Consider the following 14,878-nt stretch of genomic DNA (forward strand, 5'->3'; position numbering starts at 1 on the left):
CTTCCTCCTTATGCTTATTCTTACGTACAATAGAAAGAATGGTTCCCTTTTTTCTTTGTTTCTAATCACAAAAAAGGAGCCTCAGTACCTTCTATAAACACACAAAGGTTAAAGCTCCTGACACAATTATCCGTTTTTCACTTTTTTATTTATGTAAAACAGCACAAAGAAGATAATAAAAACAACATTTACAATGAAAGAAATCAATGCATACATCCAGTCCCCTTTTGAGGCAATAATAAGAGATAAAATAATCCCTTGGGAGCCTAAAATAGATGCCATAATTTGCTTAAATGATTTTTCTCTATAAGAAGATTCCACCGGATAAATAGTAATCCACAGTTTATTATCATATGCATTCCAAAGGGGCAGTAACTGCAATCCTGTTAAAAAAACAAACAATACACTTATGAATACTTGTCCAGGTCCAAAAGACAAGAAAAAGATGAAAATTCCACTTATTGCTGTAAGCCGAATCGTTAATCCGAAATAATCACCTGCACGAACGTAGGTCCTCCAGTATAAATGGGTGAATACTTTTTCTTTCGCATAAGGAACACGGTTAAACAATACATCAAGAAAACGTCTTCGTTTAATACGGTTTCTTAGCTTTGGTACTTCTGTAAACATATTAGCGAAACGATAAAAAGATGCTAGTCTTTTTTCATCCTGCTCAATTAAATATTCCCATTTTACTCCTTTGTTGCTAGTTGCCTTCTGAAAATATATAAGCAAGAATGCCATGATAAGGAGCAAAGCAAGTATAAAAAGCGGAGAAGAATCGGCAAATAATAAATACAGGATAGCTAAGTTAATCAAGAAGCGCACAACCGTGTCTATATAATGATAGCGAACATTTACATAGTATTGAATATGCCAACGAATCAGCAAATTAGCTCCTTTACTAATTAGTAACACAATAAGCAAATACCAAAATTGACTAAAATCTCCGCCATGTACTTGCGCATATAATGGCATTAAAGCAGCAAGAATTATAACCAGTACATACCCTTGAATGACAAAGCTAACCATCATCGATTGCAGAAAATACTTTTTCATTTTTGTTTCCACTGCAATTAAAAAGATTCGATCAGCATCCTTCAAAAAGGTGTAGGTTGGGCTATTCGTCACAAAAAGAGTAAGGATAAAGCTCATGATAAGAGCAACAGGAAAATCATTAGGAATCGTTTTTAACCATGCTTGATAATAGTAGGCAGCAGTTCCTAGTAAAAAAACTAAAACAATGACAAGATGTCCATTAAAAATATACTTTAAATATTGGCCATATTCTTTAGCTGTTTGTCCAGCTCGCGCTCTCCACAGTTGCTTTTCATTAAATTCAAACATGTTCTTCTTCCTTTGTTAGAAGGATATATAAATCATCTAATGTTGCACCTGGCATATTAAATGCTGCCCTTAACTCATCCATCGTTCCCTGGCACTTTATTTTCCCTTCATGAATGATAATAATCCGGTCACAATATCTTTCCGCTGTAGCAAGAATATGAGTGGACATTAAAATACCTGCACCTTTTTCCTTCATTTTCTTTAGTTGGTCTAATAATGATTGAATTCCAAGAGGATCTAAACCAACAAATGGCTCATCAACTATATAAAGCGATGGCTCTACTAGAAAAGCACACATTATCATAACCTTTTGCTTCATTCCTTTGGAAAAATGAGCAGGAAACCATTTTAATCTTTTCTCCATACGGAACTCTTTTAATAGTACGTCCATTCGTTTTTGATATTCTGATTCAGACAAACCATATGCCATTGCCGTTATCTTCAAATGTTCTTCCAATGTTAATTCATCATATAATATAGGTGTTTCTGGTACAAAGGTAAATTCTTTTCGATACGCCTCTTTATCTCCCTCAAACGTCTTTCCATTAATAAGGATTTCTCCTTTATGTGGCTCCATTAACCCGATTATATGCCGGATTGTTGTACTTTTCCCAGCTCCATTTAAACCAATCAAACCAACCATCTCATTCTTATTGATGGAAAAAGAAATATCTTTTAGAACAGGATTCTTCGTATAGCCTCCAGTAACATTTTTTATTTCTAATAATGCCATCTATTGTACCTCCAATATGTATTATCTATAGTTTAACAACATTCTTCTTTAATTAAAAATGATTGCACAGAAAAATTTTTTATTCTTTTGTATATTAATTTCAGTTCGGGGACATTCTAATTATTGAAGGGGAGCACCAAAGGAATATTGCAGTATAACTCCAATATTAAATGAGGTGTTTGCAAAAGATTCTATAAAGATCTTTTAAAATAAACTTCCATTCGTTTTTAAAAGGGGATGTTTGCCTTGCATAAGCGAGATATAAACATGAGATCAGTAACACCAAGTTGCTTTCTATCAAAAGCAGCCCTATAAATCATTTCCACTTTGAAATGAGGTGTTTGTCGCAGACAGTCATCCATTCTTTATAAGTTTTTGAACATATAAAGACATTTTAAGGGGATGGTTCGTTTGAACAATGATCGATTTTTCTCATAATAACAATTCATTTTTAAATGAGGTGTTTATCAAAGAGAAGAACCCTAAAACATGAAGAAGTTCTCTCCTTCAATAAGAGGGTGTCCTAACAAGGTTTTCTTAACATGTATTGCCAGAAATGTACGGAGTTTGCTTAAACTTCTTACTTGGACAATTCATGTAAGAACAGCCTTTACTAGGCACCCTCTTTCCTTTTGGTGTTCACTAAAATAGCTCCTGTGTTAAAATATTGGTAATACATAATGAAGGAAGGTATTTTTATGAGTGATTGTATTTTTTGCAAAATAATGGCTGGAGAAATTCCGTCTAAAAAGGTTTTTGAAAATGAACATGTTATGGCGTTCTTAGATATTAGCCAAGTTACAAAAGGACATACATTGGTTGTACCTAAACAACATGTGAAAGATATTTATGAATTAACACCTGAAATTGCAAGCAATCTATTTGAAGTCGTGCCAAGCATTGCATCTGCAATTAAAGAAACATATGAACCAGTTGGTTTAAATCTCCTTAATAATAATGGCGAAAAAGCAGGACAATCTGTTTTCCATTATCATATGCATCTTATCCCACGTTATGGAAAAGGTGATGGTTTTGGCGCAGTATGGAAAACAAACTTTGATGGATATTCAAATGAAGAATTGACAGAGATTGCGAAGAAAATTGAAGAAAAAGTGAGATAAGTACCTACCAAACATACCGAGACAAAAGAATTTTCTAAAAAAATTCACTTTTTCCAAAAAGCTATTTAATAATAGTTTCAATTCTATTCCACTAATTCCTTCCCCCTTACCTATCAACAATCAAAATTTTTTAGCTTGGGGGAAATACTTTTTTAATAGTACAAAATTACTAAACACCCTTTTGAAAAATTCTAATTTTTTCAAAAAAGGTGTTTTTTTAATCTGTACAAATCAGCTGAATTTGTTAGTATAAGGGTATTCATTTTGTCTTTACCGCATTACAATTTGAACAAGTTAATTTAGGAGGAAAGCACGTTGAAAAGAGCATATAACTTTAACGCAGGTCCTGCAGCTTTACCAGAATGGGTTCTACAAGAAGCAAAGGAGCATTGGTTGAACTTTAATGATACAGGCATGTCCTTAATGGAATTAAGTCATCGTAGCGCTGACTATGAGGCTGTACATAATGAAGCAAAAGAGCTCCTTACATCTTTACTTTCTATACCAGATAATTATGAAATTCTTTTTTTACAAGGAGGCGCAAGTCTTCAATTTACGATGATCCCAATGAATTTGCTTCCTAAAAATCAAACTGCCTATTACGCACTCACTGGCATATGGTCAGAAAAAGCATTAAAGGAAGCTTCTAAACTTGGTAATACAGCTATTTCCATTTCAAGCAAAAATGAAAATTATTCATATATTCCTAATTCAGAACAGATTGAAGTACCAAAAGATGCTGCTTATCTTCATATTACAAGTAATAATACGATTTATGGCACCCAATGGAGCAGCTATCCTACCAATGTATCTGTTCCTTTAATTGCTGATATGTCCAGCGATATTTTAAGTACTCCAATAGATGTTTCGAAGTTCGGCTTGATTTATGCAGGTGCTCAAAAAAATCTTGGACCATCTGGAGTGACTGTCGTCATTATTCGAAAAGATTTGATAAAAGAAGATGCTGCTTTACCGACCATGTTAAGTTTTCATACACATGCTAAAAATAATTCTTTATTCAATACACCACCAACTTTAGCAATTTATCTTTTATCCCTTGTCTTAAAATGGGTAAAAAAACAAGGTGGAGTGGAAGGAATTGCTGCCATCAATAATGAAAAAGCAAAACACTTATATGATGTAATCGATCAAAGTAATGGTTTTTATCGTGGTCATGCAGAAGAAACAAGCCGTTCTAAAATGAACGTTACCTTTACTTTACAGTCAGAAAACCTCACAAAGGCTTTCTTACAAGAGGCAAAGGAAGCAGGATTTGTTGGTCTTAATGGACATCGATCTGTCGGTGGTTGCCGTGCTTCCATTTATAATGCTGTTCCTCTTGAACATGTAATGGAGCTTACTAAATTCATGAAGGAATTCCAACGCAAAAATCAATAACTTATGACAAAGTATAAGAGGAGAACCTAAAAAATAGTAATGATCGCTTGAATACGTTATAATGATGGAAAAAAGAGCGAGGTGTAAGTAAATGAGCGCAAAATCATTCTTATCAGGATTTTTAATCGGAGGAATTGCAGCGGGAATCACTACCTTACTAACTACTCCTTACTCAGGAAAAGAAGTAAGAAAAGCCTGCAATGAAAATGGAAAAGCATTTCTTCAACATATCCAAGAACTAAAATTGGATTTAAATGAAATAAAAGATTCTGTAAAAACAGCCACAGTAGAGGGTAAAACCGTATTTAGCACTTTTATTGAAGATCTTAAGCTATCATTAGAAACGTGGAAAGAAGAAGTAAAGCCACATCAAGAATTGCTTCAGAAGGAACTTGATGAATTACAATCTACGATCAATGAGTTAGAAAATGATTTAAAATAAAGTGAAACTTCCATCAGTGGGGGGTTCCTTCATCCCCCACTGATGGTTAGTTGAACCAATCGGACCTTTACGGGCAGTTGATCTCCCTCCTATCTTCCTCGTATTCTCATAAGCTTGAGATGGGAGTCTACTGTCCGTTAAAAGTGGGATAAGAATGATGCTTTAACAATCGAATAGCAGATAAAAAATGGAGGATTTCTAACATGAATATCCTCCGTTTTTTTATTCCTCCTCACCCTCTCTCTCCATGTTATATTTCATTACACGATTATGTTAAATTTCTATTCGCATATAATTTTTCATTTCTCTTTTATGCCATTTCTGCTTAACTCTACCTAGCTGCTCTTTTTGTGAAAATTAATTTTTTATTCACTTCTTTTTTTTATGATTTTTCTAGATTTTACAATTACGTCTTTTTTGGAACACACAAAATGCTTATTTTTCTTTTTTCCTCTCTTCCAATCCCTTAAAATCTATAGACATTTTAAGGGATTTCCATTCGGGTTGATACATATTTATACATTAAAGCGCTTACTTTAAACAAAATTTCTTATTTCTAAAAATTTTGTTAATTTTTATCTTTATTAATTTTTGTTTTATTGGCATAATGTTTATAGATAACAGAAAAGTAGGTGATTTGTGGATGAATGAAAGTCAGATCTCAATGAAGGACGCTTTACTCTTCACTCAAAGAATTGGACAACTTAGCAAAGCATTATGGAAGGCAATCGAAAAGGATTGGCAAAATTGGATTAAGCCGTATGATTTGAACATTAATGAGCACCACATACTTTGGATTGCTTACCAGTTAAATGGTGCCTCTATTTCAGATGTAGCAAATTTTGGGGTAATGCATGTCTCAACAGCATTTAATTTTTCGAAGAAATTAGAAGAAAGAGGACTACTACAATTCTCGAAAAAAGAAAATGACAAAAGAAATACGTACGTTTGTCTTACAGATAAAGGCAAAGAAGTATTTGTTCAAATTATGGAAGATTATAATCCAAGTAACAGCTCAGCATTATCTGCCTCCTTACCAATCAAAAATTTATATGGCAAGTTTCCAGAGCTTTTAGAAATGATGACAATCGTTAAGCATATTTACGGAGATAACTTCATAGAAATTTTTGAAAAATCCTTTACTAATCTTGACGATATTTTGGAAGAGGACGAAGGGCATCTAAAGAAAAAAGATCCTGTATTTACTAAATAGAGAAATAAAAAATTGGGGAAAAGGACTCCAGGTTTGGGACATTCTAGACCGGTGGTAAAAAAAGATAAGAGGGCAGCTTGCTTTCTTGTCTTTTTTTCGGAAAATTTAAACAACTGTTACAAATGCAAAAAATACATAGAGAGAATGATCCTTCATTTCTTTCCAATCTAAAATAAAAAAATGTCTTAAATTTGTATAAAGAGACTATTGATTTTTTACTCTTTTCATCGTAAAGTAGCAAGGTGAGTTTGCTTGATTAAAACGCAAGATAAGGCAAAGAAAAGATATTCTTCCAATTATTAGTTATTCAAGCAAGAAAGTAATATCACAAGTAACTAAAAATTTCTCCCTATGGAGGGTATTAACATGAACTGTTGGAAGACTGTCAACTTCCATAAACAATATGGAGCTCAGCGCCTATTTATTCTGTCTTCTATGACAATGATTGGTTGTTTCCTTTTTCTATATGTACCAATTACAACCTATTTTGCACATAATAAACTTTCTGACGATTACTTTTTATTATTTATGGCAATGATTTTACTTATGTATCCTTTACACAAATTATTACATTTATTGCCGATGATTCATCTAGGGGATAAAATTAAAAAGACATGGAATAGACATTTGCAATTTTTGCCTGTTCTTCACATTCAGGTAAAAGAACCAATCGGTAAAATACACTTTCAGTTTGCCTTAATTATTCCATTTGTCATTATTAGTGGACTATTATTATTATCTTGCTTTCTTTTTACAAGTTATGTTCATTATTTTTTAATGCTTTTCGCTTATCATACAGGGATGTGTGTCCCAGATTTTATTCGAATGAAAAACCTATGGCGTTCTCCTCGTTCTTGTTATGTCGAAGAAAACGAAGATGGATTTGAGATATTGATAAATAATGTTAGTGAATTATCGTAAAGAGATTCTATTATTGTCTGACGAAACATACAATGATATAAAACTTGAATGCTTGTTTAACAGCCTCCTTAAGATAGATTGCAAGGAGGCAAGAGAATCATCCGAGCTCTTTCCAGAACAAAAATACTAAGTTACCGTCTAAAATAGTTGATAATACTATCTTTTTATCCTGTTATTTGATAATGTAAATAACATACAATAAATTCCGCTTATAAGGAGGGAATCAATGATGATCTCCATTTTCATTATTTTAGCTATTTTTATTTTATATAATATTAATAGACTAACAAATGCCCTATGTTTACAAAAAGAAATTCCTGAAGAAAAACAACCAAAAGTTTTTCGAACAATAAATGTTCTTATCACGATTCTTTTGATTTCTTCCTATGTAGATATTCTTTTTTAACATCAAATTATTTTTTTAACCATCTCTGTTCCTTTAATCATACTGGCAAACAGAGATATGTAGAAAAGAAGCAGTGTAATAGTCGATAATACCGACTGTTACACTTGCTTCTTTTTATATTTCTTCAGATCAACTTATAGCCAAGCTGCTCCGATGATCACTAATAAGATGAATAGTACTACTAATAAAGCAAAGCCTCCACCGTAAACTCCTCCACCAGACATGAAGATTCCTCCTCTCTCTATCGTTCCAGTTGTTCATTTGGCGCATAAATGGGCACTCATCCTAGTAAGATTGCCATTATACGCTTTTATAGCTTACAGCCATGCAGCGCCAACGATAACTAATAAGATAAACAGTACAACGATTAAAGCAAAACCTCCGCCGTAAACGTTACCCATAGTAACACCTCCTTTAAGGTTGCTACCATTTGTTAAATAAATTTATGGTGTTTCGGTTTTCTTCTTTCTTTTATTCATATGACTGCGTTAATTTCTTCCAATCGATGATCAATATGCTTTCAGTTTTACACAACTCCGTCCACTTCTATCTAAACTAAAACCTATTGATCACTTGATAACGATTGAGCTTGCTGAGATCCGAATAAAAGAATTTACTGTTAATTATATAATTCCATATAGTACGCCAACTCTATTTGCCTTTTTTACTACGTAACCGTAACAACCTTTTGAATTTGCTTAACGCGAATTCTTTTGAACTCTTATTCAAGCTCAATTTATCATATGTATTTGACCTAAATTCGGAACAGGACATATACCCATTTTTTATCAGGAAAAAAAGGACAAAAGGATATACCATAAATATGTTGTAAAAACAGACATAAAAAACAAAGGACCCAACCCATAAAATTCGTTTCCTTAGCAGAGGTACACTGCTTAGAAATGAATTTATAGCATTAGATCCTTTGGAGTAAATAGAAATAAAAGAAGTTCCTAATAAGAAGGAAGACTAAGGCTGTTAATTCTCATACGCCCTCTCTTCTCCATTTCTGCGTTTTTTCTCCTCCTCTAGCCTCTTCATATAAACTTCTCCTTCTTGTTCAATTATTTCATTTTCTGTAGCTCTATCCTCTTTTCCTGTTTTAACTGCCATAAACGCACTTATTGCAATTCCTCCTAATACAAAAATAATCCAAAGTGGGATTCCTAGCATTGAAAATTACCCCTTTCTAGTAATAACTACCTTTTACTTCATCCTATGCTAGAAAAACTAGATTATTCCCTGGAGCGCAGATTTTCACAAGAAATAACTTTCCAAATAATCCTTAACAACCATTATATAAAAGGCTATTTTCGTATAGTTTATTGCCATTATTCCTCGCCTGAACGATTGACTTTTTCTATTAAAAAACAACATTCTATAGTAAATAGTCAAACAAAAAAGGAAGAGATCCCATCGGAACTCCTCCTTAATCTTTTATTTATGAAATGTCGGCTTATAGAAGGAACGGTTTTCTAATGGGAAAACTCTTTCCGTGAATTCACCTGGTTTCGCTCTTTCTAATACACGATCCAACATATTCATTTTCGCATCGAGGTTATCGATATAGTGCAAAATTTCCGCTTCTTTAATTAATGGAGCTTTAGGACTTCCCCATTCAGGCTTTCCATGATGAGATAAAACTAAATGTTGAAGAATCACTACTTCTTCTCCTCTTATTCCTAACTCATCCGCTGCTTTACCAATTTCATTAATCATAATGGAAATATGTCCAAGTAAATTCCCTTCCAAAGTATATGAAGTGGAAATTGGTCCAGATAATTCGATGACTTTCCCAAGGTCATGGAGAATAATCCCCCCATATAGCAAATCTTTATCCAAGCTTGGATAAAGCGAAGCAATTGCCTTAGCCAAATCTAGCATACTGACAACATGATATGCCAAGCCAGAAACAAATTCATGATGATTTTTTGTCGCTGCTGGAAATTGTAAAAATGCTTCCTGATGCTTCTTTACTAAATGTCTTGTTATTCTTTGAATATTAGGATTCTGCATTTCAAATATATAATGAGTGATTTTACTTAACATTTCATCGGTTGTAAGTGGAGCTGTTTCTAAGAAATCAGCTAGGCGAACGCCCTCTTCCCCTGTTGCAACCTTAATTTGGCGAATTCTTAATTGAGACTTTCCACGATAACTTTGAATATCACCATTAACTCTTACAATTGTTTCAGGCCGATAGCTCTGTTCATCCATTTCTGTAGCATCCCAAAGCTTTGCTTCAATTTCACCAGTTTTATCTTGGAAAATAAGCGTCATAAACGGTTTCCCGTTACTTGCAATTGCTTTTGTCGCACTCTTTATTAATAAATAGGACTCAAATTGTTCCCCAACTTCATACTGAAGTACTCCTTTTTTATCCAACTCACTCTCTCCTTTATCTTTCTCTTTATTTAGTATAGCATGAACCTCTTCCATCTTTATAAGCTTGTTTCTCTTTCCTCTGCTGGTAATACATGCAAACTATTATCTGGAAAATGCTTTAATAGATGTCGATGACATGTGAAGAAAATCAATTGATTTTGCTCGCACTTCTTTAATAATTGAATCACTTTCTCCGTTCGTTTTTCATCAAAATTAACAAAGCTATCATCTATAATAAACGGAAACCAAAAGCTTTTATAAAACGTTTGTGCCAAAGCAATTCGAATAGATAAATATAGTTGTTCTGTCGTTCCTTGACTTAATTCTTTCGCTTCATAGAAAACATGCTGATGACTTTCTACTAAAAATCCTGCCCCTTCTTCCTTTGGCAAAATCCGAATGTATTTCCCTTCTGTCAAAAAAGCTAGATTTTCCTCTGCTTTCTGCAGCATAGCTGGCAGCTGTTTTTGTTTATATTGCTCAACGGTTTTGGCTAATAACTGTTTTGCAACGGCAAATTTTGCCCATTCTCTTACGTCTTCTTTGAATTCAGACTGAAATTGTTTAAATGTATGCAATAAATCAGTATACGTACCCCCACTCTCAATTCGTGAAAGCGTAAAGTTAATCGCTGCCGCCTCTTCTACAAGCTCTTTCAAGCGAGACGCTAATCTTTCTATTTTTGTTTGTTTTTCATCTAATTGCCGTTCAGGATCTAGGATTTTTTTGTACAAAGGAATTTGTTCTTTGGAGATATGGGCTATTTCTAATTGAACATCAATCGTGGAAAGCCTCTCCTTATATGTATCTCTTTCTTTTTCCAGCGCTGCCTTTTCAAGAAATGCCTCTTCCTCCTTTACTCCTGCAATTGAAAAGAGAGCAGTTTTTTCTTCTGCATAACGATTATACTCTGTTTGATATTTTTCCATATGTTCTGATAGGTCATCTTGTTTTCTCTGCAAGGTTTCTATTCTGTCTTTTTTCTTTTTTTCTTCCGTTAGTGCTGTTTTTAATCGGTAACACATATTAGCAATCGTTTCTTTCTCCATTCCGATAAACTTCTCAAAAAGGTGGATAATCTTACTAATAATCTGCTCCCTTTCCTGTTGAATTTCCTCAAGCTCTTGATAAATAGAATTACTTTCTCTATCTTTTGCTTTCCATTCTTCTATTAACAAAAAAGCATCATATATTTGTTGTGTTGCCAATTCATAAGGAATTCTAAGCTCATTAGCCAATTGTCTTAACAGCTTCTGGTGGGAAAGAAAATCTGCTTCCCACTTTTCAAATCCTTGTAATACTCTTTCATAGCTCTCATTCTGCTGCTCTAATTTAAACTGAAGCTGTGTGAATTTCTCTCTACACTTTGTATCATCTTCTAGCTTCTGTTCCTCATATGGAGAAATTCCCTGTCCCTTTTCCATAATTGCAAGTAACTGAGCTCGTTCTTCCTTAATAAGTACGATTCTTTTCTTCTTTTTACGAATTTCATTTTTAGCAAGTTTTCTTCCAGACAAGAACACCAAAAAATAAACAATACTTATAGCAAAGCTAATAAGTGTTAAGAACCATTGCTCAAAAAATAAAGCCCCTGCTCCAACTAATAAAAGAAAAGTCGATAACACACTTGTTATCATGGTATTCTGTTTAATACGCTTTTCTTCTACCTTTACTTGCTCTTCCAATTGCTTGATTTCCCTTAATAGTAGATCTGCCTTCTCTTTGTTCCATCTAACTTGATTATCACTCTTTACATGCTCTTCTAGTCTAATTCTCTCATCTTTTGGCAAGAGTTTCTGCTTATATTCCTTCACTGTCTCTTCTAATAATTCTAAAGTTGTTTGTTCATCCTTTAACCGCTCGTCTAGCTCTTCTTTCTGCTCCTTTAATCTCCGTTGTTTAGAAGCGGCCTGTGCACATTGTTCTTTTAAGAAAATACTTGTATTACTTTCCTTTAATAAAATCTCTTCTTCTATCGGTAAATGCAATTTACTTTTTAGACTATCAATTTCTTCCTCTATACTTTTCAGTTGATTTTGTACTTGATTTTGCCGGTTCTGTAATTGTTCATAAACAGGAAATTTTTCTACAGCCAATATAATATCCTTTTCAGATTTAATTAATTCTTCTTGTATAGATAAGCTGGTCATTTCTTGTTCTATTTCCAATGCTTTTGCTTCTAAATAGCGAAGCTCTGCTTCTACAGAAAGCATTTTCTCTTTTAGCGCTCCCCATCTAGTTAATCCATTCTGCGGGAAATTAAGCTCCTTGAAAGCAGCTAATTTTTCTTCCAATATATCCTTTTCTAGTGCAATTTCTTTTATTTTTATCCATTCTTCCAAATATCGTATTTCATGCTCTTCTTGTTTTAATTCAGCTTCTGTTAACTGCCTTTCTTTTTCTAACTCCCTTTTCTTTGCAAGTAATTGTACGTATTGATTATTATCCTTCTCCGCTACTTTTAATTGACCATGCTTATCTCGTAAATTTTGGAGCTTTTCATTTACAACTGGCTTCTTTCCGCTAGGCTTATAGCGCAAGTCTAATTCCTTTTGTAGCTCATTTTCTGCTTTCAATAATCGATCGGAGCCAACCGCCCCTGTTGAAAACAAAAATCGCCCCAGCTCTTCTCCTTTTAATTGCTGCACATTTTGCAATCCGTGTAAATTAAACGAAAAAATGGATTGATAAAGACTTTTATCTATTCCTGCTAACAGTTCATTTAAAAGCTCCTCTTGCCCTCTCCTGCCATCCTCTAAAGTGACTGTAACATCACCAGTGGCTTTTCCTTTGACTCTTTCAATTGTTGCTAGTCCAATTTTAGGAAAATAAATTTCTAATTTGCCCCCATATTTATGCTGCAGCTTCGGCTCATACCGTAGTTCTGTCTGTTGTTTTGTTGGAAATCCAAATAAAATGCTATGAATAAAACTCATTATTGTCGATTTACCAGCCTCATTTTCCCCGTAAAACACATGGATGGGAGAATGGATAGAAAACGTTAGATTTTCTAGTTTTCCATAACCGTAAATGGTAATCTTTTTTAGTTCCATATTGGTTACCTCCCGCTTTTCATAAGCATTGTAAGCAGCAAATCTTCTGCTTCCTTTGCTAGTTCTTGTTTTTCATTGACAGAAAGCTCCTCTAAGAAACGATGGGCTTTTGGATGTTGATATAATGGAGCGACTGCTTCATCCACCAACTCGGAATCCTTTGAAACAGCAAATAATTCTTCATAAAATGCTGATTCCTTTAATAGATTCTCTTTTAACCATGCCGTATTTTCCTGTCTCTTTATAGAGGCAACCCAAACAAAGGAGTCTGCATCTACCTCATCCTGGTGGAGAATTTCTAATAAATCGGAATCGAGAAAAGTTTCTTCCAAATTCAATTGTTCAATCTCGATGGAAATAATAAAGGAATATCTCTCCTCTCTCTTTTCATCAACTTTATTCCGGCAAAGTCTGTATAAATCATCAAATGTTCTTACAGGGCTGGCATCTATTTTCACTGTCTCCCAAATCACTTCAGATGTTGGGATAAATTCTAAACTAGCATCTCCTTCGCTTAATTCTACATAGTAGCATCCCTTTACTTCCGTTTCCTTTTTATGCCGGCCTTGAATGTTTCCTGGATAGATAATAGGAGGAATGGTCTCTAAAATTTCACGTTTATGTATATGGCCTAAAGCCCAATAGTCCATTTTTTTAGCGAGCAAATCTTTCACTTGAAAAGGAGCATAGGCACTATGGTCAGTCGCTCCCTCTAAATTCCCATGTAAAATTCCTATATGAAAATTGGCATCATCTCTTCGTGCGTATTCATCAATTTTTCTCTCTTTGACATGCCTTGTTTCATAACTAAAACCATAGAGATTAACCGTTACATTATTTTTCATAAATTGTTCTAACGTCACCATAGAAGGATAAACATGCACATTAGGAGGCAATTCTATTTGTACCCAGCGACCATTTAAATGATCATGGTTACCATGCACAAGATACACCTCAATTTGCTTTTCTTTTAAACGAAGCATCTCGTCTCGAAAGCGAATTTGAGCTCTTATACTTCTGTCTTCCCCATCATAAATATCTCCAGCAATAATAATAAAGTCTACTTTTTTGCTAATGGCAGTATCAATTATTTTCTTAAATGCAGTAAATGTACTTTCCTTCAGTTTGTTATGTATAAATGCGGGCAAATTCTTCAATCCAACCATTGGACTGTCTAAATGTAAATCCGCACAATGTATAAAGGATATTTCCATACTCTCACGTCCTAAAACTATTTGTTTCTATTCTACCATGCACAAAATACGAATGCACGTTCTTATCTATTTTGTTGTTCATTTCAATATCTCATGCAACCTTGTATTCTCATAAGCTTGAGGAGGGGAGTCTTACTCCCATGAAAATAAACGGTCGTCCCCCCCTATTTTCATCCTTGTTGGTGAAGTTTGCTTCATGGATGACTGTCCGTTAAAAGTGGGAAATGAGACTGGGACAAAACAAAATAAATAATAGATTAGATAAGACGAACAATCTCTCATTTAGTAGCGAAACCAACTCGTTCCATTACGCTACAGACACTCCGTTTTTAATCGTTTTTTTCTAAAAAATGGTTGTTTTTATAATGGAAAATATAATTATTTGGAAAACGGAGCAGCCTGAATACACGTAGACTCCTGTGGGATTAGCGAGACAGCCTGAGACCCCGGAGGCGAAGCTGAGGAGGCTCAGCGCGAGCCCCACGGAAAGCGAAGTGTATTCAGGCTGCGGGTAACAGCAACAAACTTCATAGAACATCTCCTTTTTAAAACGAATAAAAAAAGCCCGAACAACTATACGAACCTTCATTAGCATGTACGTATAATCGTTCGAGGTTATTTGGTTGAAAATACCTATGTCCCAGC

Annotated in this window: 14 protein-coding genes; 6 read left to right on the forward strand and 8 right to left on the reverse strand. The window is 34.1% G+C overall.

The window, feature by feature from the left end; all coding sequences use genetic code 11:
- Positions 1–126: 126 nt before the first annotated feature.
- A complete protein-coding gene (locus tag NST60_RS05085; protein WP_169188079.1) occupies positions 127–1,347 on the reverse strand; it encodes an ABC transporter permease in 1,221 nt (406 codons plus the stop codon).
- Positions 1,340–2,080, reverse strand: a complete 741-nt coding sequence (locus NST60_RS05090; protein WP_169188078.1) for an ABC transporter ATP-binding protein — start codon at positions 2,078–2,080, stop codon at positions 1,340–1,342. Before NST60_RS05090 ends, NST60_RS05085 begins: the two co-directional genes overlap by 8 nt.
- A 698-nt stretch (positions 2,081–2,778) precedes the next feature.
- On the opposite strand from NST60_RS05090, the gene NST60_RS05095 reads away from it, so the two are divergent.
- The 6 genes from NST60_RS05095 to NST60_RS05120 all read left to right on the forward strand — a co-directional run bounded on the left by NST60_RS05095 (position 2,779) and on the right by NST60_RS05120 (position 7,581).
- A complete protein-coding gene (locus NST60_RS05095; RefSeq protein ID WP_169188077.1) occupies positions 2,779–3,201 on the forward strand; it encodes an HIT family protein in 423 nt (140 codons plus the stop codon).
- Between the two features lie 315 nt (positions 3,202–3,516).
- Complete coding sequence (serC, locus tag NST60_RS05100) at positions 3,517–4,599, forward strand: 3-phosphoserine/phosphohydroxythreonine transaminase (protein WP_169188076.1); 1,083 nt, start codon at positions 3,517–3,519, stop codon at positions 4,597–4,599.
- Between the two features lie 91 nt (positions 4,600–4,690).
- Positions 4,691–5,041: a YtxH domain-containing protein gene (locus NST60_RS05105; RefSeq protein ID WP_101730359.1), complete on the forward strand. Its 351-nt coding sequence runs from the start codon at positions 4,691–4,693 to the stop codon at positions 5,039–5,041.
- 643 nt (positions 5,042–5,684) lie between these two features.
- Positions 5,685–6,254 (forward strand): HTH-type transcriptional regulator Hpr, encoded by a 570-nt coding sequence (locus NST60_RS05110; protein ID WP_016201947.1) that lies wholly within the window; start codon positions 5,685–5,687, stop codon positions 6,252–6,254.
- 366 nt (positions 6,255–6,620) lie between these two features.
- Entirely contained in the window at positions 6,621–7,175 is a 555-nt protein-coding gene (locus NST60_RS05115; protein WP_016201946.1) for a DUF3267 domain-containing protein, read from the forward strand.
- Between the two features lie 226 nt (positions 7,176–7,401).
- On the forward strand, positions 7,402–7,581 hold the full coding sequence (locus NST60_RS05120; protein ID WP_035416273.1) for a hypothetical protein: 180 nt from the start codon (positions 7,402–7,404) through the stop codon (positions 7,579–7,581).
- A 134-nt stretch (positions 7,582–7,715) separates the two neighbouring features.
- Here the strand turns inward: NST60_RS05120 and NST60_RS05125 are convergent, their stop codons facing one another.
- The 6 genes from NST60_RS05125 to NST60_RS05150 form a co-directional block, all read right to left on the reverse strand.
- Positions 7,716–7,805, reverse strand: a complete 90-nt coding sequence (locus NST60_RS05125) for a YjcZ family sporulation protein (RefSeq protein WP_035416274.1) — start codon at positions 7,803–7,805, stop codon at positions 7,716–7,718.
- 93 nt (positions 7,806–7,898) lie between these two features.
- On the reverse strand, positions 7,899–7,982 hold the full coding sequence (locus NST60_RS05130; protein ID WP_035416275.1) for a YjcZ family sporulation protein: 84 nt from the start codon (positions 7,980–7,982) through the stop codon (positions 7,899–7,901).
- A gap of 577 nt (positions 7,983–8,559) precedes the next feature.
- On the reverse strand, positions 8,560–8,754 hold the full coding sequence (locus NST60_RS05135) for a sporulation YhaL family protein (RefSeq protein WP_016201944.1): 195 nt from the start codon (positions 8,752–8,754) through the stop codon (positions 8,560–8,562).
- 264 nt (positions 8,755–9,018) lie between these two features.
- The gene (gene yhaM, locus NST60_RS05140) at positions 9,019–10,020 is read right to left on the reverse strand and encodes a 3'-5' exoribonuclease YhaM (RefSeq protein WP_016201943.1); all 1,002 of its coding nucleotides are present in this window, start codon (positions 10,018–10,020) and stop codon (positions 9,019–9,021) included.
- A 2-nt stretch (positions 10,021–10,022) separates the two neighbouring features.
- A complete protein-coding gene (locus tag NST60_RS05145; protein ID WP_341098290.1) occupies positions 10,023–13,019 on the reverse strand; it encodes an AAA family ATPase in 2,997 nt (998 codons plus the stop codon).
- Positions 13,020–13,024: 5 nt separating this feature from the next.
- Positions 13,025–14,233: a metallophosphoesterase family protein gene (locus NST60_RS05150; protein WP_341098291.1), complete on the reverse strand. Its 1,209-nt coding sequence runs from the start codon at positions 14,231–14,233 to the stop codon at positions 13,025–13,027.
- Positions 14,234–14,878 lie beyond the last annotated feature (645 nt).

The sequence above is a fragment of the Niallia sp. FSL W8-1348 genome, from assembly GCF_038006745.1.
In the GTDB taxonomy this organism is placed as follows: Bacteria; Bacillota; Bacilli; order Bacillales; family Cytobacillaceae; genus Niallia; species Niallia alba.